Annotated in this window: 24 protein-coding genes; 10 read left to right on the forward strand and 14 right to left on the reverse strand. The window is 69.3% G+C overall.

Annotated elements, in window-relative coordinates; translation table 11 throughout:
- Positions 1–22: 22 nt before the first annotated feature.
- Positions 23–268 (reverse strand): CsbD family protein, encoded by a 246-nt coding sequence (locus tag ACFVBH_RS01960; RefSeq protein WP_354985372.1) that lies wholly within the window; start codon positions 266–268, stop codon positions 23–25.
- Between the two features lie 112 nt (positions 269–380).
- Between ACFVBH_RS01960 and ACFVBH_RS01965 the strand changes: the two genes are divergently transcribed.
- On the forward strand, positions 381–893 hold the full coding sequence (locus ACFVBH_RS01965) for a DinB family protein (RefSeq protein ID WP_378998908.1): 513 nt from the start codon (positions 381–383) through the stop codon (positions 891–893).
- Positions 894–927: 34 nt separating this feature from the next.
- On the opposite strand, the gene ACFVBH_RS01970 is transcribed toward ACFVBH_RS01965, so the two are convergent.
- On the reverse strand, positions 928–1,230 hold the full coding sequence (locus ACFVBH_RS01970; RefSeq protein ID WP_378998910.1) for a hypothetical protein: 303 nt from the start codon (positions 1,228–1,230) through the stop codon (positions 928–930).
- Positions 1,231–1,361: 131 nt separating this feature from the next.
- On the opposite strand from ACFVBH_RS01970, the gene ACFVBH_RS01975 reads away from it, so the two are divergent.
- From ACFVBH_RS01975 to ACFVBH_RS01985, 3 genes are all read left to right on the forward strand, one after another.
- Positions 1,362–2,192, forward strand: a complete 831-nt coding sequence (locus ACFVBH_RS01975) for a class I SAM-dependent methyltransferase (protein ID WP_378998912.1) — start codon at positions 1,362–1,364, stop codon at positions 2,190–2,192.
- A 146-nt stretch (positions 2,193–2,338) separates the two neighbouring features.
- Positions 2,339–3,475: an LLM class flavin-dependent oxidoreductase gene (locus ACFVBH_RS01980; protein WP_354985368.1), complete on the forward strand. Its 1,137-nt coding sequence runs from the start codon at positions 2,339–2,341 to the stop codon at positions 3,473–3,475.
- A gap of 83 nt (positions 3,476–3,558) precedes the next feature.
- Positions 3,559–4,065 carry a hypothetical protein gene (locus tag ACFVBH_RS01985; protein ID WP_378998915.1) on the forward strand — a complete coding sequence of 169 codons (507 nt, stop codon included), beginning with the start codon at positions 3,559–3,561 and terminating at the stop codon, positions 4,063–4,065.
- Positions 4,066–4,256: 191 nt separating this feature from the next.
- Here the strand turns inward: ACFVBH_RS01985 and ACFVBH_RS01990 are convergent, their stop codons facing one another.
- Both ACFVBH_RS01990 and ACFVBH_RS01995 read right to left on the reverse strand, forming a co-directional pair.
- Positions 4,257–5,468 (reverse strand): glycoside hydrolase family 76 protein, encoded by a 1,212-nt coding sequence (locus ACFVBH_RS01990; protein ID WP_378998918.1) that lies wholly within the window; start codon positions 5,466–5,468, stop codon positions 4,257–4,259.
- A gap of 102 nt (positions 5,469–5,570) precedes the next feature.
- Positions 5,571–5,966 (reverse strand): HNH endonuclease, encoded by a 396-nt coding sequence (locus ACFVBH_RS01995; protein ID WP_378998921.1) that lies wholly within the window; start codon positions 5,964–5,966, stop codon positions 5,571–5,573.
- Between the two features lie 335 nt (positions 5,967–6,301).
- Between ACFVBH_RS01995 and ACFVBH_RS02000 the strand changes: the two genes are divergently transcribed.
- Positions 6,302–6,700, forward strand: coding sequence for a hypothetical protein (locus ACFVBH_RS02000; protein ID WP_378998924.1), 399 nt, complete (start codon positions 6,302–6,304; stop codon positions 6,698–6,700).
- Between the two features lie 27 nt (positions 6,701–6,727).
- On the opposite strand, the gene ACFVBH_RS02005 is transcribed toward ACFVBH_RS02000, so the two are convergent.
- The gene (locus tag ACFVBH_RS02005) at positions 6,728–7,390 is read right to left on the reverse strand and encodes a hypothetical protein (RefSeq protein WP_378998927.1); all 663 of its coding nucleotides are present in this window, start codon (positions 7,388–7,390) and stop codon (positions 6,728–6,730) included.
- Positions 7,391–7,507: 117 nt separating this feature from the next.
- On the reverse strand, positions 7,508–8,086 hold the full coding sequence (locus tag ACFVBH_RS02010) for a hypothetical protein (RefSeq protein ID WP_378998929.1): 579 nt from the start codon (positions 8,084–8,086) through the stop codon (positions 7,508–7,510).
- 182 nt (positions 8,087–8,268) lie between these two features.
- Here ACFVBH_RS02010 and ACFVBH_RS02015 point away from each other — a divergent pair, with 182 nt between their 5' ends.
- Complete coding sequence (locus tag ACFVBH_RS02015) at positions 8,269–8,910, forward strand: helix-turn-helix domain-containing protein (protein ID WP_354985361.1); 642 nt, start codon at positions 8,269–8,271, stop codon at positions 8,908–8,910.
- A gap of 4 nt (positions 8,911–8,914) precedes the next feature.
- Here ACFVBH_RS02015 and ACFVBH_RS02020 read toward each other — a convergent pair whose 3' ends face one another.
- Together ACFVBH_RS02020 and ACFVBH_RS02025 are read right to left on the reverse strand one after the other, a co-directional pair.
- Positions 8,915–10,288: an ABC1 kinase family protein gene (locus ACFVBH_RS02020; RefSeq protein WP_379001556.1), complete on the reverse strand. Its 1,374-nt coding sequence runs from the start codon at positions 10,286–10,288 to the stop codon at positions 8,915–8,917.
- 191 nt (positions 10,289–10,479) lie between these two features.
- Positions 10,480–11,589: a lipase family protein gene (locus ACFVBH_RS02025; RefSeq protein ID WP_378998932.1), complete on the reverse strand. Its 1,110-nt coding sequence runs from the start codon at positions 11,587–11,589 to the stop codon at positions 10,480–10,482.
- A 97-nt stretch (positions 11,590–11,686) separates the two neighbouring features.
- Here ACFVBH_RS02025 and ACFVBH_RS02030 point away from each other — a divergent pair, with 97 nt between their 5' ends.
- Both ACFVBH_RS02030 and ACFVBH_RS02035 read left to right on the forward strand, forming a co-directional pair.
- Positions 11,687–12,283, forward strand: a complete 597-nt coding sequence (locus ACFVBH_RS02030; RefSeq protein WP_378998934.1) for a TetR/AcrR family transcriptional regulator — start codon at positions 11,687–11,689, stop codon at positions 12,281–12,283.
- A gap of 117 nt (positions 12,284–12,400) precedes the next feature.
- Positions 12,401–13,264, forward strand: a complete 864-nt coding sequence (locus ACFVBH_RS02035) for an aldo/keto reductase (protein ID WP_378998936.1) — start codon at positions 12,401–12,403, stop codon at positions 13,262–13,264.
- 51 nt (positions 13,265–13,315) lie between these two features.
- Here ACFVBH_RS02035 and ACFVBH_RS02040 read toward each other — a convergent pair whose 3' ends face one another.
- Both ACFVBH_RS02040 and ACFVBH_RS02045 read right to left on the reverse strand, forming a co-directional pair.
- A complete protein-coding gene (locus tag ACFVBH_RS02040) occupies positions 13,316–14,518 on the reverse strand; it encodes an RNA polymerase sigma factor (RefSeq protein ID WP_379001558.1) in 1,203 nt (400 codons plus the stop codon).
- Between the two features lie 5 nt (positions 14,519–14,523).
- On the reverse strand, positions 14,524–14,931 hold the full coding sequence (locus ACFVBH_RS02045) for a YciI family protein (RefSeq protein WP_354985357.1): 408 nt from the start codon (positions 14,929–14,931) through the stop codon (positions 14,524–14,526).
- A 495-nt stretch (positions 14,932–15,426) separates the two neighbouring features.
- Between ACFVBH_RS02045 and ACFVBH_RS02050 the strand changes: the two genes are divergently transcribed.
- Complete coding sequence (locus ACFVBH_RS02050) at positions 15,427–16,326, forward strand: patatin-like phospholipase family protein (protein ID WP_354985356.1); 900 nt, start codon at positions 15,427–15,429, stop codon at positions 16,324–16,326.
- Between the two features lie 79 nt (positions 16,327–16,405).
- Here the strand turns inward: ACFVBH_RS02050 and ACFVBH_RS02055 are convergent, their stop codons facing one another.
- Both ACFVBH_RS02055 and ACFVBH_RS02060 read right to left on the reverse strand, forming a co-directional pair.
- Positions 16,406–17,476 carry a dihydrodipicolinate reductase gene (locus ACFVBH_RS02055; protein WP_378998938.1) on the reverse strand — a complete coding sequence of 357 codons (1,071 nt, stop codon included), beginning with the start codon at positions 17,474–17,476 and terminating at the stop codon, positions 16,406–16,408.
- Positions 17,477–17,489: 13 nt separating this feature from the next.
- On the reverse strand, positions 17,490–18,314 hold the full coding sequence (locus tag ACFVBH_RS02060) for an SDR family oxidoreductase (RefSeq protein WP_354985354.1): 825 nt from the start codon (positions 18,312–18,314) through the stop codon (positions 17,490–17,492).
- Positions 18,315–18,408: 94 nt separating this feature from the next.
- On the opposite strand from ACFVBH_RS02060, the gene ACFVBH_RS02065 reads away from it, so the two are divergent.
- Positions 18,409–19,074, forward strand: coding sequence for a helix-turn-helix domain-containing protein (locus ACFVBH_RS02065; protein WP_378998940.1), 666 nt, complete (start codon positions 18,409–18,411; stop codon positions 19,072–19,074).
- Here the strand turns inward: ACFVBH_RS02065 and ACFVBH_RS02070 are convergent.
- Together ACFVBH_RS02070 and ACFVBH_RS02075 are read right to left on the reverse strand one after the other, a co-directional pair.
- Positions 19,014–19,676 carry a hypothetical protein gene (locus ACFVBH_RS02070; protein ID WP_378998942.1) on the reverse strand — a complete coding sequence of 221 codons (663 nt, stop codon included), beginning with the start codon at positions 19,674–19,676 and terminating at the stop codon, positions 19,014–19,016. The genes ACFVBH_RS02065 and ACFVBH_RS02070 overlap by 61 nt on opposite strands.
- Before the next feature lie 52 nt (positions 19,677–19,728).
- Complete coding sequence (locus ACFVBH_RS02075; RefSeq protein WP_378998944.1) at positions 19,729–20,544, reverse strand: hypothetical protein; 816 nt, start codon at positions 20,542–20,544, stop codon at positions 19,729–19,731.
- Positions 20,545–20,559: the final 15 nt, after the last annotated feature.

The raw sequence follows: 20,559 nt of genomic DNA on the forward strand, positions 1-20,559 counted from the left end.
CGGATAGAACTCTCAGCAGGCGCTACTGGCCCTGCTGATACGCCTGCTGCCGCTGCTCGTCGACCGCGGCCTCCGCCCGAGCCTTCTCGGCCTCGGCTTCCTTCTTGGCCACGTCACGCTGCGACTCGGCCTTGTCCTGCTGGGCACTGCCTTCGCGGCGCAACTCGTCGTTTCCGACGATCGCACCCGCCACCTCCTTGGCCTTGCCCTTGACGCCTTCGACGACCCCTTCGACGCCTTCGAGGGGACCGCTCTTGTGCTCGGACATCGCTGTACCTCCGAAAATCTCGCTTCGCATGGACAACTGCGACGTACCTCGGCGAGTTCGGTTCAATCGGCGCTGTAACCGAGATCACCCCGGCCGTTGGCACTATGAACGGGTGGAGCAAACACGGCAGAACCAAGAGCACGGGCTCACCGGTGAACGCGAAACACTGGTCGGCATGCTGGATTTTCACCGAGAGACGCTGGGCCGCAAGTGTTCCGGACTCACCGCGGAACAACTCCGGCTGCGCGCGGTGGAACCGTCGCAACTGTCGCTGATCGGACTCGTCCGCCATCTCACCGACGTCGAACAGGGCTGGTTCGGCCGCATTCTGGCCGGTGACGACGTCCCGTTCGCACATTGGCGGAACGACGCCCCCGACGGCAGCGATTTCCAGGTGGAGACCGCCGACGTCGACGAGTCACTCCGGTTGTGGCACAGCGCATGTGACAACTCGCGCCGGATCACCGACGCGTGCGAATCCCTCGACTCCTTCGGTGCACACGAACCGACCGGCGAGCGCTACAGCCTGCGCTGGATTCTCGTCCACATGATCCAGGAGTACGCCCGCCACAACGGCCACGCCGATCTCCTCCGCGAGCGCATCGACGGCCGGACCGGGGATTAGATCGGCACGCCCGGCACGTCGAGAAGGCACACGCTCACTCGGCGCGCCGGTCGCGCCGCCGAACCTTGTCCGGGTTGATGTAGAGCCGAACTCCCTTGTACACCACGATGTTCGGCAGCCCGTCATCATCGTCCGGATCACCGGAGTCCGCGGGATCCGGCGCTTCGGCCATCTCCTCGATGACGATCTGCGCACGCGCCGCACCCGGATCGAACATCTCCTGGAACGGCCCGACGAACGATCCCCCCAGCCCCCGGCGCTTCGCCCGCACGGCCGCCCACCCGAGCAGGACCACCGGCCCGACCATGGCGAACAGCAACAGCAGATCCCCACCCATGGCCACGAGCGTACCGACGTGGCCGGAACCGCGATCGAAACACGTTCACACGGTGTGGATTCGCTCACCCGGACCCGAATGCGCGGGCAGATCCGCTGTTCGCTACCGCACGGCGGGCATAGCGTCGGCACATGAACTCGTCACCAAGTTCGTCCCGGGAAGATCCGCACTACACCCTGCCCAACGGATGGGATTTCGCCGCGGAACGCCTCGCCCTGCTCGGTGCGGCGTACGACCCGGAAAGCATCGCGCTCGCGCAACGGCTGGGAGTGCGCGCGGGATGGCGCTGCCTCGAGGCCGGGGCCGGCGGCGGATCCTTCGCGCGGTGGCTGTGCCGGACCGTGCTGCCGGGCGGGCGGGTGCTCGCCGTGGATGCCGACCCGTGCCATCTCGCCGATATCCCGGACCTCGGCGGCGAGGTGGCGCGACTGGACCTGGTCACCGGCGAGCTGCCCGAACGCGAATTCGACTTCGTGCATACGCGTTTCGTGCTGCTGCACATCGCCGACCGGGACATCGTCATGGAGCGGCTGACGCGTGCACTGGCGCCGGGCGGCATTCTCCTGCTCGAAGAAGGCGACGGCATGGGCGTACTCGACCAGATGCCGGGAGCATTCGGGGAGGTCTGGCGAGCCTTCGCACGCTCGACCGAAATCGCGGGCGCGAATCAGTCGTGGGCGCGGAACCTGCCGGTGCGACTGGAGGCGCTCGGACTCGCCGATGTCGGCGCCGAAGCACAGATTCCGATGTTCCGCGGGGGCTCGCCGATGGCACGCATGTGGAATCTCACCTGGGCGCAGACGCACGAGAGTTTGACCGGTCTCGGTGTCTCGCCCGGGACGGTCGCGGCGGCGCGGGCCGAACTCGGCGACGAGCGACGCCGGTTCTACGCCCCGCCCACCGTCCGCGCGTGGGCGCGCCGTCCGCTCCAGCCGTCACACCTGCCCGACGCGCGCAGGTAGCCGACACGTCGGCCCGCAACGCACCGTTCCCGCGATCGCAGGTCAGCAGGCCCGGCCCCTTGCTATAAATCGATCAGGAATTCCTCCCGGGGGTGGCTATGGTCCGGCGTGAAAGTCCCTATAAGGTTCGGCCGCAAGGCGACCGGGTGCGGATCGGGTCCTTGATCGAGCCGGTCGCACCCGTGTGGGCGATCAAGATGAACATGCGGACGGCTCGGGTGCTGGGCGTCGACGACGTGTGGTTCTCGGACCACACCAAATCGGCTTTTCCCGCAGCCGCGTGGAATGTTCGGTTCTCGCCGATGGCGCGCTACGTCACTTCGCTGGACGCCTATCTGGATCCGACCGTGGCGCTTGCCCGTTGGGCTCGGCCACGCGGTCCGATGATGGGCGTCGCCGTCACCGACGTGGTGCGGCGGAGTCCGGCGGACCTCGCGCGGGCGTGGATGTCGCTGCATCACGTCTCGCGCGGCAAGGTGGTGCTGGGCATCGGGTCCGGCGAGTTCGAGAACACCGTCCCGTACGGCTTGACGCTCGAACCTCGCGCCGGCCGCCTCGCCGACGCCCTGATCGCGCTCCGCGCCGCCTGGTCCTCCCCGGACGAGCTGCTCACCCACCAGGGGCCGTTCCACGACTGGCACGAGGCCAGATTCGGGCTGCCGCCGCTGAACGGCACGACTCCCCCGGTGTGGGTCGCCGCGCAGGGCCCGCGCGCCAGCCGAATCGCCGGCGAGCACGGCGACGGCTGGATGTTCATCCTCAACGACACCACGACCTCCTGGCACACCGCCGCGAACCACTTCGCCCGCGGCGCCCTGGACTCCGGCCGCGATCCGGAAACCCTGCACCGCAGCGTCCTGCTGGCCCCGCTCCTGGCCCCCGACCAGCGAACCCTGGACGAGCTCTGCAACGCCCCCTTCATCCAGGCCATGGCCCTGGCCATGCCCGGCCCGAGCTGGACCGCGGCCGGCGCGACCCATCCCCTCGGCGCGGACAACCCCGGCTACGCGAGCGTGGACCCGGCCGTCTTCGAAGGCGAGCAGTTCGCCGAATACAGCAAACACGTAACCCCGGAGTTGGTACGGGCCCTGATGCCCTCCGGCACCGCCGCCGACGTCGAACGCTGGCTGACCCCCTATCTCGACGCGGGCCTGAACCACATTCTGTTCTACGCCTTCGCTTCCGCGGTGAAACCGAAACTGGCAGCCGCCGGGGTCCGGGAACAACGCCGCCTGATCAGCTCGCTGAAGAAGCGGCGGCCCGGCCCGTTGGCGGTGGCTTGATCACCGCCGCGGGACACCACCGGATAGCCGGAACGACGTTCGCACCGCGCGAATCCGGGCGCGCCACGATCTAAGGTGTGGCGGTGGCCGAGTGGATCAGCGTGTACTGCCGCCAACCGATTCGGCTCGACGGGGACGCGATCCGCCGCTGGATCGAGGAGGCCGACCTGCCGACCCTGGCCGAGGGTTTCTACGACGATGACGAATCGGCTACGGCCGCAGCGGATTCGGCGGAGGTCACTCTGCGCGTCGACGACGGCGAGGTTGTCGAGGTGCACTGGCAAGAGTCCGGCCGGCCACTCCGGATATCCGCCGGTTCCGCTGTCACCGAGGAGATTTCGGAGATCTTGGACGAGGTGCTGGACGACGCTGTCGGGCCCGGGCCGGACACGATTCGTGACCATCTAGCCGGGGTGCGGCAGGTCATCCACATCGAGATGTCGGCCTCCGATTCCCTGTCCATGGGGGCGGTACTCGGTGAGGTGATCGCGCTCGAGCTAGCCGCGGCCGGGACGGGGCTCGTGTGGTTCTTCGGAAAGGAATGGGTGTCCGGCCGGGATCGCGCCGGAACGATATGGACCGGGGAATAACCGGCGGGATTCAGCGCACGCGGCGGGGAGGACAGCGAGCTTCTCGGTGATGAGCCGGGACCGGCCGCGGGCCGACCGCAAGCTCTTCCGACCTCGGATCGGTCACCTGCGAACCCTTCGAAGAATGGGGCTCGCGCACGTTCGGGGAGCCCTCGGTCTGCGCGCCGGTCAGCGGGTGGCGCCCGGTCCGGTCAGAGACCGGCGGCGGTCAGGCGGTGGTCCGCCTCCAAGAGCATCCAGGCGCTCAGTTGGACCGACAGGTCGGGGCTCAGGTTGTCGGAGGGCGGCCAGGGGGGCATCAGGAGCTGGGCGGCGCGTGGGAGGCCGGACGGCGTCACCGGGAGGGACCAGTTCGTGCCGAACAGGGGGAGGCCGTCCACCTCGGCGCGGTTGGTCCAGGCGGCGCGGGCGGAGTCGTGGACTATTTTCGCGGCGGCGGGATCGCGCAGGGACAGTGCGGCTTCGGACAGATAGCGGGCCAGGACGCCCATGAACAAGCCCGAGTCGTCGCCGTCTTCCGCGACGATCACCCCGTCGGCGGTGAGGCCCGCGGCAGTCGCGGCGACAAGGTCCATCGCCCGGCGCGCATGCTTCGATTCGCCCGTGCGCGTGAACAATTCCGTTTCCAGACCGATCGCCACACCCTGGCAATAGGTCAGGGTCGCGCGATTCACCTCGCCGCCGGGCTCGTGGACACCGTCGAGGATCAGATTCGTGCCGGGATCCCGTAGCCGGGTGTGCAGGAAATCCGCGAGCTGCCCGGCGCGCGGTACCTCGCCGAGCCGTGCGAAGGCTATGCCGGTCGGGCCGATCGCGGGCGTGTTGTAGTAGTCGTCGCCGACCCGCCAGGGCACCGCGCCGACCGCCGGGTTCCAGCCGTCGAGCAGGGCCGTGCGCAGGTCGCCGAGGGCGTCGCCGAAACGGAGACCGAGCAGGCGATCGGCGCGTTCGAGTGTGATTGCCAGCCAGCCCATATCGTCGTAGTAGCGGTTCGTCCAGACGCCGAGATTGCGGGCCCGGATACCGGAGGCGATCGCGGCCACCCGGTCGAGCCGGTCGGCGCCGCGGGCGCGGTGGGCCGCGTCGATCGCGCAGTCGAGCAGGTGCGCCTGCCACCAGTAGCACCACTTCACGAACGACAGGTTCGCCACCGACGACGGCCACACCAGCTTCCCGAGCCGCATGCCCTGCTGTCCCCAGAGCGCACGCACGTGGCGCTCCACGATCGCCTGTTCGGCCAGATCGGCCCGCTCCCAACTCGCCTCGGCACCGGCGGCGTACGGACTCACATCACGCGTGATCCGCCCGGTCGGGGCCGGCCTGGTCACCGCGGCGGCGGTGATCGCGGATCCGGCCGCGATCAGCACACGGCGGCGGCTGAGACGGGTGTTCCGGCAATCCATCCGTGCGGACCCCTCTGCCAGAGAAACGATCGCCGACAACGAAAATCGCTCGCTTACAGCCTATCTCGCAACGCACTCGAGCAGCCGGCGTCGGACGAGCGGTCAGACGGGCTCCACCTCACCGGCAGATTCATCGACCGGGCCATCGAGCACGAACCGGCCGGTGAGCTCGGCCGATATCTCGTAGTGGCGCACGAGAAACGAGCGTTCGTCGAGCTTCTTGCGCCGCAACCAGCCGGTCACCTCGGCGTTGCACTTGCTCGCGTTGCACGATCCACACGCGGGCACGACATTTCCGAGTGTGTAGCGGCCACCGCGTGAAATGGCCTGCACGCAGTCCTTCTGCGGCGACCCGTCCGGAGCCCCGCAGTACGCGCAACCACCCCAGGACGCCTTGAGCGCGGCCCACTGCGCGTCGGTGAGATCGTGGGTGACGCGCGCCATCCGCTTCTTGCGCTTGCGCGCGGCGCGAACCTGTTTGCTACCGCCGGTCGGCATGAAGGGTGAGCGTACGCGCCACGGGCGACAACGGGCCGGAGGCGAGGCGCACGGTGTCCGAATCGTGCGAATGGCGTGTCTCGAGGGGGCTGCCGCGGCACCCACCCGAACCTCGCCCGATGACTGGCCGGTCCCAGCCGGTCGAGGACGGAGTTGCGTGGCCGCGTCGCCGACCGAGGCGCTGGTCGCGGCCCTGCTCCCTGAAATACGAACTCGCCCAGCACCTGGTGCCCCGGGCAGGTCGGCCGAACCGCGCCATCGACCACCTGCCGCAGGTTTGAGAGAGGGCTGGGGCGGTACTGACAAATCAGGCGAATACCGGGAGGTTGTCCACCGTGGTCAAAGCGCTACTCATCGCAGCCGGGGTCTATTTGGCGATCATCGGGCTCGCGTTGCTCATCGTTCCGGTCCAATTCGGGGTGGACGCCGTGCCGGAGGACGCCTCACCGGAACTGGTTGCGCTGCTTCGGCTGTTGAGCGGGCCGTTCCTCGGGGTGGCGGTGCTGAACCTGATGTCGCGGTCGGCGGCGCCGGGGTCCATTCGGAACACCGTGTTGCTGGCCAACCTCGTGGGATTCGGGGTCGTGGCCGGCAACGACGTCTGGGGTGTGGCCAGCGGGGAGGCCCGCGACCTGGCCGCGGTGTTCCTGGTGGTGCACCTGGCGTTCACCGCCGCCTTCGCGGTCGCGTGGGTGCGGGCCGGGCGAACCACGGCGGGTAACCCGGTACACTAGCGCCGCCGAGCGCGCGGCCCGCCGGATTCAGTTGGCGGCCAATCGGATCCAGACCTGTTCCGAGCGGGACAGCAGGCGGTTGTCACCGCCGTAGAGGGCGGTGGCGGTGCGCACCTTCCTGCCTTCTTCGGCGTGCAGCGCGCCGACCACGACGCAGGGCTCGCCGGGGGCCGGGTGATCCAGCACGGTCGCGGTCATGGAGCCCAGGACAGCGGGGCGCGCGAGGAGCTCGGGGATGGTCCAGGCGCCGGGGCAGTCCATGGCCGCCCACAGCAGCGGCGGCCCGATCGGCACGGTGCCGTCCGGGGTCCAGGGGGCTGCCACGACACCGTCGCCGACCGGCCCGGACTCGATCCGCAGACCGTCGGTGCGCAGGCTGCCACAGACGAAACAGCGCCCGAACAGTTCGCTGTCGTTGGGCTCCCAGCTCACGGCGGCGGCCGTGGCCCGGGAAACCGGCGCGGGTACGGCACGCTCGAACACTCCCCCCGCCGCCCGCGCGATCAGACTCTCCCCGTCGAACAGATCACCGCCCTCGACCCGCAGCGGCGTCTCCAGCGGCGGCGGGTTCCGCAACACCACCGTGACGATCTCCTCGTCCCGGGTCTCGGCCAGCAGCCCGGCGACGTACCCGCCGTTCCCCGAGTCGGGCGGGCCGTTGAATCGAGCGGGGACATAGAGCGTCGTCATGCCGATCACGGTAGCGAACGTCCCCGGCCGCACCCGAACGTCAAGGGGGTAGGGATCCTCGATGAAGTCCAGCCGGCCGGTCAGCGACGCGAATCCATTGTCACCGCAGCAGATTCCCTACGAATCGACCGGGTCGCGCAGTTCCTCGGGAACGTAGCGATCGCCGGGCCACCACAGCCCGAGAGCCGTTATCCACGGCAGGAACGGGGTTCCGGCCTCGCCCCGGTTGTCGGACATCTCCTCGAAGCGCCGCTCGACCGCGATGACCCTGCCCGGGTTCGCATCCCAGAGTTGTGCCATGGCGAGGGTCGCCGGGCGGTCGGCCCGGTCGTCGGCGGCGTCATCGCATTCCTGCGGGAGCGTCCCGGGTGGGGGCAGGAACTTTCGGTAGACGAGTTCGGGTACGGAATCGGTGATGCGCCAGGTGGTCCAGGCGCAGCCGTGCTCGTCGAAGTCGTCGGCAGCCGCCACGCGCGCGGTGCGCACGCCGGTGAAGAGGTCGGTGGCACCCGAGGACGCGGACGGCAGATAGGCGCAGACACGCCACCAATCCCCCACCCGCCGTACGGGTTCCACGAGCACCTCGCCTGCGGAGACCCCCGCGGCGGCGGCCGCGCGGTGCACGTTCTCGACCATCCCGGCAGCGTCGGACGCGGTGGCGGTATCGGCGATCACCGCGAGACCGAACGAACTCATGGACGCATTCTGCCGTAATCCCGGCACGCGCGGCGGCCGTGCCCGCGAACCGGCACGGCCCGTGGTGTCGCGCCCGCCGACCTGGGCAATCCGCTAGCATTCGAGTACCAGAACTATTCAAAGTGCATGGTTATCCGACAGGGCGTTTCGGTGGGCGAACGAGCGATGGAGGGTCTGACACAGTGGCTGCCCGAAAGGTATTGACCCGCGCGGAAAGCCAGGCGCAAACCCGGGACAACCTGATCGACGCGGCCGAAGAGCTCTTCCTGCGCGACGGCTACTACGCCACCTCGATCGCGGCCATCGCCGCGGAGGCCGGTCGCACCATCGGCGCGGTGTACAGCAATTTCGACAACAAGGAATCGCTGTGCCTCGAGGTGCTGCGCCGCCGCTCCTCGGCCGAACTCGCCCGCCTGATGAGCGATCTCATGGCCGCGCCCGCCGGGCTGGACGCTCGCTTGGTCGTCATCTCCACCTGGTGGGCCCGCCTTTCCAGCGAGGTCGCGCTGTCCACGCTGTTCGCCGAGTACGCCCTCAGCGTGCTGCGCGACCCCGAGCAGCACGCCCGCACCCGGGAAACCGCCATGAAAATCGTGGAGTCGGGCCGCACGCTGTTCGAGGATTTCGCGCCCGAGGGCGTCGAGGCGAGTGGCCCGCAGATGGATCGCGCCGTGGTCGCGCTCATCGCGATGGGCACCGGCCTCGCCGCCGGCCGGGCCGCCGACGTGGTCACCGCCGAGCAGTCCGCCACCATCCTGAGCGACAGCATCCGCATGTGGTTCCGCGAGATCGGCGAATCGGTGCTCGCGAACACCGAATCCTGAACCGCTACACCCTCGCTCGCTGCCACTCGGCGATCGCCCGGCCGATCTCGGTCGTGGGCGGCTCACCGTATATCCACTCCCGCGCGATGGCGTGCCAGTTGTTCGTCGCACCCAACTGCCCGAGCAGGCCGAAGGTGAAGAAATCGGCGCGGCGGGAGAACACGTGTTCGGGCGGGAACTGCTGCTGCCGCATTCCGGCGAAGCGGGCCGCGCGCGGGTCGATCGCGAGAACCATCGCACCGGTGGCCAATTCGGGTGTGATGGTCAGCGGCTCGGGCAGCAGATGCCATGCGGCGGCGGACCAGATGTACTCCAGACAATCCTGCGGCCCGATTCCCGCTTCCGGGTCGACGATCTCGTGCGCGACGAGCAGGTCGTACAGATCCTCGGCTCGCTCCTCCCCGGCCGCCCGCACGATCTGCCGTTCGAGTTCGACATTGACCGGGTCCATCGTCTTGTACAGCCCGAAATCGAGGAAGGCGATCCGCCCGTCCGCGCCGCGCAGCAGATTGCCCGGGTGCGGATCGCCGCAGAACTCGTGGTGCCGGTACATCGACCCGACATAGAAGCGATAGGCGAGCTCGCCGATCCGATCCCGTTCGGCCGCGGGCAGTTCGCGCATCTCCTCGAAGCCCATGCCCTCGAAGAACTCGGTCACCAGCACGTGCGGGGTCGACAGCTCGACGACGCTGTCGGGCACGGTGATGAACGGATGATCGCGGTACCGGCCCGCCACCTCGTGCTGGGTCCGCGCCTCCAGCACGTAGTCGAGTTCGCCCTCGATGTTGCGGGTGATCTCCTCGAAGATGGCGTGATTCTTCAGGGTCGGCCAGAACGGCGTGCCCAGCTTCGCGAAAAGCGCGAGGTTCTTCATGTCCGCCCGGACCGCGACATCGACACCCGGATACTGCACCTTGACCGCTACGACCCGCCCGTCGCGCAGCACCGCGCGATACACCTGCCCCACCGAGGCCGCCGCCACCGGCGTCTCGTCGAAGTCGGCGAACACACTCCCCAGCGGCCCCAGATCCGCCTCGATGACCGCCCGCATATCCCCGAACGACACCGCCGGGGCCTGATCCCGCAGTGCCGCAAGCTTTTCCCGGAAGCGCTCGCGGTGCGAATGCGGAATCAGGTCGAGGTCGAGCACCGAGAGCATCTGCCCAAGCTTCATGGCCGCGCCCTTCATCGACCCCAGGACGTCGACCAGCTGTTCGGCCGCCTGCATGGTCGACCGTTCGGCGAGTATCGAGCGCGCCCGGTCCGACCGGCCGATCATCGACAACCGGGTGCCTGCCCCGCGCACGGCCTGCTCCGCGGCCAACCGGCCCAGTTTGCCGCCGCGCACCACGCGGGACTTCGGGATCCTGCCGCTCAACGCCACCTCCGCTCGGTACGGGTCACCGACCCGGGCCACCAGGTCGACCATATATTGTCTGAGACAGATGCCGTGGGGTTTTCGTGCCCGAAGTCAGGTGCACAGCATCGCGGTCCCGATGTACCGACACGGCCGCGAGGTGGCGCTCGCGCCGAACATCCCGCGATCGCGCTATTCCGAACGCCGCGTCACTAACGGAACAGGCTCGCCAGATAGGGATTCACCTCGGCGTGCGTGGCGTCCAGCGCCTGCATGTGGTCGTAGCCCGGGTAGTCGGTGATGGTGAACTCCACTCCGGCAGCACGCAATTCGGCGGCCTGTCGCCAGACCATCGGCGCCGGGACGTCGATGTCGTTGGTGCCCTGAACGATCAGCAGCGGCCGGGTGTACCCGGTGAGCGGCACGTCCAGCACCGGACGCGCCACCGCCTCGAAATCGCCCTCGGACAGCGGTTTCGCGAACATGTCGGCCATCGAGACGCCCTCGAGGGTCGCGGTCATGTCGTCGTAGCAGAGCCGAGCGCCGTCGGCGACGATGCGGCGGCCCAGCGGGGTGAGGTAGGCATCGAGATCGAAGGCGGGGCGGGCGGCCCGCACACCACCGAGCACGTACGCGGTGTAGGTCTTCATGCCCGCGGGCAGGATGTCGGGCGTGCCCGGGCGGCCCAGCAGCAGCATCGTGTCGGTGATGCTGGCACCGGGCGCGAAGGCCACCGCGCCGCGGTAGTCGAGTTCGGGCGCGTAGACCGCGGCGATCGAGGCGGTGAACAGCGCGGCGTGGCCACCCTGTGAATGGCCCGCCGCCGCCCAGCGGCTCGACAGGGTCGGGTCGGCGGCCCGTGCCGCGCGAACCATGTCGATCGACGCCTGGGCGGCGGCCCGGCCGTCGAGATACGCGTGCTCGCCCGGGGTACCCAGGCCGATGTAGTCGGTCGCCGCGACGGCGTAACCCTGGGCCAGCAGGTTTTCCAGATAGGGGCGATAGAACGTGAAATCGGTGCCCGACGGCGCGCAGGCGTCGGCGCGGCCGACCGTCCCGTGCTCCCACGCGATCACCGGCCACCCGCCCGGCGGCGGCGTGCCCCGCGGTACGAACAGCGCGCCCGATGCCCGCACCGGTTCGCCCAGCGAGTTCCGGGTCGTGTAGACGACGCGTTCGGCCGTGGCGCTCCCGGGGATGCGCTGGTCCAGATCGGTGACCTGGTCGACCGCCCCCGGATCGCCCTGCGCGGGACCGCTCGCGGTCACCGCGGCCGCGACCCCGATCGCCGCGGCACAGACGGCGGTGATGAACCGGTTCATGGCCTGGACTCCTCTGCTGTCTACAACACTGTTATGCAACGCTGTTGTATGACAGTGTTGCCGGAAGCGACCGCAGACGCAAGGCGAGGATCCCGCGATGCCCATCGAAGTGAACAGCTCCGACCGCAAACGGCAGATCGGCGAGGCCGGGGTGCGGATCGTTCGCGAGCACGGCACGGCGGGACTGACCGTGCGCGCGGTCGCCGACGTACTGGGCGGCTCGACCAGCCTGGTCACCAACTACGTCCGCACCCGGACCCAGCTGCTGGACCTGACCCTGGAAACCCTTGTCGCGCAATGGGACAACCAGATCGCGGACCTCACCGGCTCCCCCGCCGACAAACTGCGCGCGGTCGCGGCCTGGGCCCTGGACTGGGCCGGAGACTCGAGCCCGCTGGTGGCGAAGATCCTGGTCCAGCTGCTCGGCGAGCAGACGATCGACGCCGACCGGCTCGCGGCCCTGCACCGCGAACTCGATCGGCTGCACGCGCGCATCACCCGGGCGCTGGAGGCCGCCGGCATCCCGGACCCCGCGCCCATCGCCGATCTGCTGTTCCTGGCCTCACGCGGGGCGATGGTGTCGCAGGTGGAGAACCCGGGCGGGTGGCCGACCGAGCGGCTCACGAACGCCGCCGTCGCGCTGACCCGGCGACTCGACGCCGATCGACCGCCGGGGCCCGCACCCCACCCGTGAGTTCGGCTGCGGCTCCCCGCAAATCCCGGCGCGGTTGGGTAGGTTTCGAAGAGTGTGCGGTGGCTCGGCGAGACCGCGCGGTGGAGCTTCGTCGGAATCTGTCCGGAAGGAGACCGGGTGTCCGCTCGACCCTTTTCCAGCCGTTTTCTCCTGGGCGGGGATCTGCCGGTGAAGCGGATCGGATTCGGGGCACTGCAGGTGTCCAGCCACGGGTGGCAGGGGCCGCCGCGAGATCCGCACGCGGGACGGACGGTGCTGCGGCGGGCGATCGAGCTCGGGGTCGATCACATCGACACGGCGGACTACTACCGCAGCGGAGACGAGTCGGTCGCGGCGAACGACCTGATACGCCAGGCGCTTTCGCCCTATCCGCCCGAACTGGCGATCGCGGTGAAGGTCAGCCCCGCGTTCGGGCCGGGCGGGGTGTGGGAGACGCCGGACGGCGATCTGCGGTCGCAGGTGCGGGCCAATCTTCGATCGCTCGGGGTCGATCGGCTGGATCTGGTGTATCTGCGCGCCGGGACCACCTCGGTTCCGCACGGGCAATCGCTGGCCGCCGAGTTCGAGGTGCTAGCAGAGCTGCGCGAAGCGGGGCTCATTCGGCATCTGGGACTGAGCAACATCGATGTCGGCCATTTGACCGAGGCGCGCGCCATCGCGCCGGTTGCGGCCGTACAGAACCACTTTCAGGTCATCGAGCGCAGCGAGGACGCGGTGCTGGCCGCGTGTGAGCAGGCCGATATCGCCTTCGTGCCGTTCTTCCCGCTCGGTGGACACCGCACCGATCACACCGCGGCCCTGGCCGACATCGCCGACCGGCACGGCGCCACGCCCACGCAGATCGGGCTGGCCCGGCTGCTCGCGCTGTCACCGGTGACGCTCGCGATTCCGGGCACCGGATCGGTCGCGCATCTGGAGGAGAACATGGGGGCGGCCTCGATCGTGCTCACGGACGAGGAGCTGGCCGAGCTCGGTCGCTGACAGGCGGGCGCAGCTGTTCGCACCCTAGACTGTCGCCACCATGGTCGAGGCTCACTTCGACTGTCCGCCACCATGTTCGGTCCGGTCGGCCGGGGATTCACCTACCACCGAGCCGCGCATCAGCGCGTTGAGCCGGGCGGCCTGGCGGGTGAGGTGGTCCCGCTCGGCCGTGTTGGAGGCCGACCGCGCGGCCTCGGCGTAGAGGCGGGCGGCGGTGCCGGGGTTGCCGTCGCGTTCGTGCAGGTAGGCCGCCGCCGCGGTGTGGCGGGGCAGCGCCGGATCCAGGGTCGACAGCGCCGCCAGGCCCGCGCGGGCGCCGTCGGCCTCGCCCAGCGCGACCGCGCGATTGAGACGGGCCACCGGGCTGTCGGTGAGGCGGATCAGTTCGTCGTACCACTCGACGATCTGGACCCAGTCGGTTTCCGCGGCGGAGCGGGCATCGGCGTGCAGGGCCGCGATGGCGGCCTGGGATTGGTACTCGCCCAAGCGATCTCGGGCCAGGGCGGCCTGCAGGATGTCGACGCCCTCCGCGATCAGGCGGGTGTTCCAGCGCGTGCGATCCTGCTCGGCGAGCGGGATCAGGCTGCCGTCCGGACCTGTGCGGGCGGACCGGCGGGCATGATGCAGCAGCATCAGGGCCAGCAGACCCGCGGTCTCCTCGTCGTGGGTCATGAGCGCGAGCCGGCGGGTGAGGCGGATCGCCTCCGCCGCGAGATCCACCTCACCGGAATAGCCCTCGTTGAAGACCAGGTAGAGCACGCGCAGGACCGTGGCCAGGTCACCGGGCCGGTTGAAGCGGGCATCGGAGACCGTCCGCTTGGCGCGGCTGATGCGCTGCGCCATGGTGGCCTCCGGGACCAGGTACGCCTCGGCGATCTGCCGTGTGGTCAGACCGCCGACCGCGCGCAGGGTGAGCGCGACCGCCGACGCCGGCGTCAGGGCGGGATGCGCGCACAGGAAGTACAACTGCAACGTATCGTCCACCGCCGCAACCGGTCCGGCATCGGGCTCGGCGTCGGCCAGTTCCTCGCGCTGCCGCCGGGAGGCGTCGGCGCGGGTGGCGTCGAGGAACTTGCGCCACGCCACGGTGATCAACCAGCCCCGCGGATCACGCGGGGGCTCGTCCGGCCACCGCCGCACAGCCTCGATCAGCGCTTCCTGCACGGCGTCCTCGGCCGCCGCGAAATCCGCGCCGCGGCGGACGAGGACGGTGATCACCGTGGGAGTCAGGGTCCGCAGCAGTACCTGGTCCACCGTCGTCACTCGGTGATGGTCGGCGGCTCGGTCATGAACGGGCGCAGCTCGAGCCATTCGTGAATGGGTTCGCCGCCCGCACCCGGCGCCGCGGACAGCTCGCCGGCCAGCTCCAGCGCGCGCTCGTAGCTGTCGACGTCGATCACCATCCAGCCGGCGATGAGGTCCTTGGTCTCGGGGAACGGGCCGTCGGTCACCGGCGGACGGCCGGGACCGTCCGAACGGACGAACGTGCCCTCCATCGCCAGCGCCTGGGCGTCGACGAACTCGCCGGTCTGCTCGAGCCGATCCGCGAAATCCTGCATGTAGCGCACGTGCGCCGACATCTCCTCCGGCGTCCACTTGTCCATCGATACGTCGTTGGCCGGGGCCGGGGCGCCGCGGTAGTGCTTGAGCAACAGGTACTTGGCCATGATGATCTCCTCTGTGCGATGCGACCGGTTTCGGCCGTCTTCACTGCGGGGACGGAGCCGGGCGGCGGTTCTCGACATCGCGCGCGAAAGATTTTTCCGGCCGTTTTCGCCCGGCCGTCCGCGCACCACGCCGAAACAGCTCCCGTGCCGGAACCTACCGGACCCAGAGCCACCCCCGGCCGACCTGATCGGCCATTCGCGGGGGCATCGCCTCCCGCACTCGCGCGGGACCGTGGCTCAGCGCGTACCCGCGCAACCGACTCGGGGCGGCGGTGGGCAGATAGAGCCGTTCTCGTTCCCGGATCCGCCACGGCGGCCGTCGCGGCAGGAGGCGGCCGGCCGCATCGGCCGCCCTGCGGTATCGGAGCCGCGCGGCGTGGCCGACCGCGTCGTCGATGACCGGCCCTCGATTCCACCGGGCGAGAGCGTCGCGGGCCACGCGAACCCGGAACCGCGGTCAAAGCGCAACTGCGGCTTCATCATTAGGATCGCGGCATGGACAGTCGCATAGTCGATCGAACCTCCGGGGACAGCGTCCGGCGATCGATCGTTTTGGGTGGGGGCGGCGCCATCGGCGGCGCTTGGATGTTGGGCCTTGCTGCCGAATTGCAGCGCGGGGGTATCGATTTGGGGGCCGCGGACTCGGTGGTCGGGACCTCGGCGGGGGCCGTTGTCGGGGCCGCGCTGGTCACCGGGCAGGACCCGAACTCGGTTGCCGAGGGGCCGTTTCCGGCGGGGAGCCCGATTCCGCCCGCGCCCGTGCTGAATTTCCCGTTGCTCGGCCTCGCCTTCTCGGCGCTGTTCGACCGGACGCCGGATCGCGAGGAGGTGGGGCGCAGGGTTGGGCGGGCGGCGATGGCGGAGCCGGCCGCGCTGCCTGCGCATATCGCGCCGATGCAATGGTCGCTCGGCGGCCGGGACTGGCCGGATGACAGGCTGCGGATCGCCGTCGTGGACACCGCGACCGGTCAGCGGCAGGTGCTGGACAGCGGCAGCGGGGTGCCGCTCGCCGTGGCGGCCACGGCGAGCCGGGCCTTTCCGGGATCGTTTCCGCCCGTCGTGGTCGGCGATCGGCGCTACATCGACGGCGGGTTCTTCTCGCCCACCAACGCGGACCTCGCGGCGGACTCGGATGTTCTGCTGGTCCTCGAGCCACTGGCGCATCGATATCCGCCGGAACAGGTTCGGGCCGAGCTCGCGAACACGGCGACCGGGGCCGTCGTGCGGTTCGGGCCCGACGCCGAGACGATCGCCATCTTCGACGCCTTCACGGCGAAACCCGACCTGATCACCGCCTGGCCGGTGGCATTCCGGTCGGGCGTTCGGCAGGCGGACGAGCTGGCGAAGCAGCTGATCGACGCGGGCTGGGCGGCCCCGGGATCACCGGCGTCGTAACGCGACCACACGCGGAGCGAGCTCTCGGCACGTCCGAGTGACGTGCCGAGAGCCCAACTCCTGTGCGCTGAGCGATATTTCAGCGAATCGTGCCCTTACCCGGGATCAGCGGCAGGTCCAGCGCGGTCACCCAGCCCGGGGGCAGATCGTTCACCGCGGGCACGGCATTGAGCGCGCGCAGGCCGGTGGACAGGCAGCCCGCGACCGCGGGGGTGCGACCGGACCCGTCGGTGAAGCGGAACGAGGTCTCCTGCGAGATCGACGGGGAGCCGATGATATCCACCCGGTAGACGTCATCCTTTGTGCCGGAAGGCCATTCGGGTGCGGCGTCGAGACCGATGCGGTTCACGTGTTCCAGGGTGATCACTTCCCGGCCCCGGTAGATGCCGTTGATCGTGAAACGGATCGCGGCGACGGTGCCCGCCTTCACGACGCCCTTGACCGACTGCCGGTCCTCGGGCGTCACCCACTTCTCCCAGGTGGTCGTGATGTTCTCGAGCTCGATGCCCGCGGCGGCCGCGATCATCGGGACGGTCGCGCCCCACGCCATGATCAGGATGTCCGGGTGCTCGAGCATCGCGTTGAACTCCGGCGGGTGGCCGATGCCCATCTCCAGCTCGTAATCGCCCTCGTAGTCGGTGTAGTCGAGCAGTTCCGACGCGCGCACCGACTGGACCTCGCCGCACAGGCCCATGAGCGTGAGCGGGAACAGGTCGTTGGCGAAGCCGGGATCGATGCCGGTGGTGAAGCAGGACGCGCCGCCCTCCTCGCAGGCCTGCGTGATCGGATCGCGCCACACGTCGGGCAGCTGCTTCATCGCCGGCCACACCCACGGGGTCATCGCGGTCGAGCACACGTCGATGCCCGCGCGCAGGAAACTGCTGATGACCCTGATGTTCTCATCGGCCAGCGCGGCCGTGGGGCCGTAGTGCACGACCGCGTCGGGGCGCAGGGCGATCAGTTCGTCCACCGAGTTCGTGGCCAGCACACCGGTTTTCGCGCCGCCGCACAGGTCACCGGCGTCCTTGCCGACCTTGTCCGGGTTGCTCACGCCGACGCCGACCAGTTCGAAGTTCGGGTGGTTCGCGATCTCGGTCAGCACCATGGAGCCGACGACGCCGGTGCCCCACAGGACAATTCGCTTCTTCATGAATACTCCCGGGTTATCGGTGGAATTCGCCGCAGTCGACGGTCAGCATCTGACCGGTGATCGCGGTGGCGAGGTCGCTGGCCAGGAACAGGGTGGCGCGGGCGACCTCTTCGGGACCGGCCAGGCGCTTGAGGTCGGTCGGGGCGGCCTTCTCCCGGTAGATGTCCTGGTGGGTGACGCCGGCCTGGCTCGCGAGCCAGTCGAAGTACGCCTTGTTGAGGTCCTCGTAGATGTAGGACGGCGCGACGCTGTTGACGCGGATGCCGCGCGGGCCGAGTTCGGTCGCCAGCGACGAGGCCAGGTGCTGCAGTGTGCCCTTGGACAGCTTGTAGCCGGAGTATTCGGGCTGCGAGCTGTAGGACACGCACGAGTTGAGCATGATCACCGAGCCGCGCGAGCGCTCCAGCGCATCGGCGAACAGAGCGGAAAGACGCAGCGGGGCGAACACATTGGTCTCGTTCACCGTGCGCAGCGCGTCCAGGTCGATGGTGGTGATCGGGTTCATCGGCGGGATGGCGAACGCGTTGTTGATCAGGCAGTCGACCCGCTCGAATTCGCCGAGCGCGCGGTCGACGAGAGCGCCGCGCTGCGCCTCGTCGGTGATGTCGGTGGGCGCCACCAGCACGGTGCGGCCCAGGGCGCGAACCTCCTCGGCGACCGATTCGATCCGCTTCTCGGTGCGGCTGGCCAGCACCAGATTCGCACCCATGCGCGCGGCCTCGATGGCCAGCGAATAGCCCAGGCCGGGTCCCACGCCCGAGATCACGATGACCTTGTCCTGCAGCAGCGGTACCGGCGCATATGTGTCCGCGGGTACGGCTTGCGGGGCAGCTGACACGACTCCTCCTCGAGTCCGCAGCAGTTACACGATGTAACGACTTTGATGTGACAGACTGTAACGACTTCAGCCCGCACCGACAAGGACGAATTCCGTGACCGCACGCCACCGCCTGGGCCCGCACCGCGACCCCGCGCTGGACCGCGCGGTTCTCGACGCCGCCCGCGAGCTCCTCGTCGAACAGGGTTATGCCGCAACGTCGATCGACGCGATCGCGGCCCGGGCAGGCGTGAGCCGCCCCTCGATCTACCGCCGCTGGCCCTCCAAGGCCCACCTGATCGCCCAGGCGGTATTCCCCGACGTGGGCTCGGAGAAAATCGCCCCCGATCTCCCCGCGGAGATCCGGAAGGTAATCCGGGGCACGATCCAGCTCTTCGGCTCCGCCGAAACCCGCGCTGCGATGCCCGGCCTGATGGCAGAGATGCGCGAGGACCCCAGCCTCTACCGCAAACTGTCCGCCCGCCTGGACACCCCCACCCGCGAGGAACTGACCACCTACCTCCCCGGCTCCCCCACCCGCCCCGGCCTGGACCCCAACACCTTCCTCGACACGGTCGCCGGCGCGGCCCTGTTCGCGATGTGCATCCGCGACATAGACGACCTCGACGGGTTCGCCACGTCCCTGGAAGACCTACTGCTGTACGGGATCCTGGGCTCCCGCGAGCGGGCGGCGCGCCGGGAGACGGATACCGACGCGGGTCAGCGCGAGGGCGGCGAGTCGAGGTCGCCGTCCGGCGACGACCGCAGCCCCGCGCGGTAGGTCTCCCAGCTCGGAAGGCGAACGTCCTCGTCCGGGGCGACCTGTCGCATCTCGTACGTGGCATGGAAGTCCGATGCGCCCACCCAGTCGGACACGTCCAGGACCTGTTTCCGGTAGTCCCGGCGGTCGGCGCATCGGCGTTCGTCGACGGCGAACACCGCCACCTCGTCGAGGTCGGAATCTTGCAGGCGGACGATCACGATCTCCGGATCGGGACCCAAGTGCTGGAACGCCTCCTCGTTCACGGCGCGGATCGCGGCCCTGACGTGGTGCGGGGTGGGTTTCGTTGCTACGTAGCCACATTCGCGAATGTGGTGCAGGAAGTCGGCTTCGAGCGGGACCGCGTGCTCGACCAGGTAGTAGTGGATCGCGTGCGGCCAGATCCAGACGCCGTCGGTGCGGTCGATGGTCGGGACCACATCTCCCCGTGCGGGATCGAGCAGGTCCGCACCGCGCCGGCTGGTTCCCATCACGAATGCGCCACCGGCCAGGAAATTCGCAACCGCTGCACGTTCGGCGGGGTCGGTGACGTGAACTCGATCCGGCGAAGACTTCGGCCCGCCCTGGCTGTCGATGCCATGGAACGCACTCGCGATGCGCACGGAACCCCCTTCGGTCCAACCGGATCAGTCGAACCTACCGTGGCTCGACGGATCAGCTGCTCGGCCGCCCGGCGAACACGTTGTAGAGGGTGTCCTTCAGGGTGTTCATCCAGCGTTCGTCGGTCTCGCGGCGTTGGGCGCGTTCAGCTTTCGGGGAGCCGGGGGTATAGCGCCAGCGGGACCAGGGTGAGTGGGGGCGGGCCAGGCGGGTCGCGCCCACCACGCCCACCAGGGGGATGAACAGGGCCAGCATGCCCGTCCAGATCTTGCCCTTGGCGAGGGTGATCAGGGCCATCGCACCGTGGAACAGGACCAGGAGGGTCAGGAACTGCCAGCCCCTGAACGAGTCGGTGACGCCGAGGGGGGTCGCGCCCAACAGCATCAGGGCTATCACCGCGGTCGCGATCACCACCGCGTCCACCGAGACGCGGCCCTGACTGGACCAGTAGACATCCTTCAGATCCAGCATCAGGGCGAACTCGTCCAGCACCAGGGCGGCGCCCACCCCGAACAGGGCCGCGCAGAGCTCGAGCCACGGCGAGCGGTCGCCGGCGGGGCCGAACACGCCGAACCCGGCGACGATCATGAAGATCACGCCGAACACCATGTGGTGGATGTGCAGACCGCCGGGGGTGACATTGCCGGGCCACCACGACACCCCCGCCCGAATCATGCGCACGCTGCAGCGGATGAACAGGAACGTGCACACGAAGGCCAGCAGCAGGATCGCGAGGGGCAGCTTGCCGGGTTGCACGATCATCCGATCGAACCACCCGGCCGCGAGCACGCCGACCGGAGCAGCGGGCGACATCAGCTCATCGCCCCGGCAGGATCCGGGGCGCAGCGGAATTCGGCGTCGAATACCCATTCCATCTCGCGCCCC

This window comes from Nocardia sp. NPDC057668, from assembly GCF_042799795.1.
Classification (GTDB): domain Bacteria; phylum Actinomycetota; class Actinomycetes; order Mycobacteriales; family Mycobacteriaceae; genus Nocardia.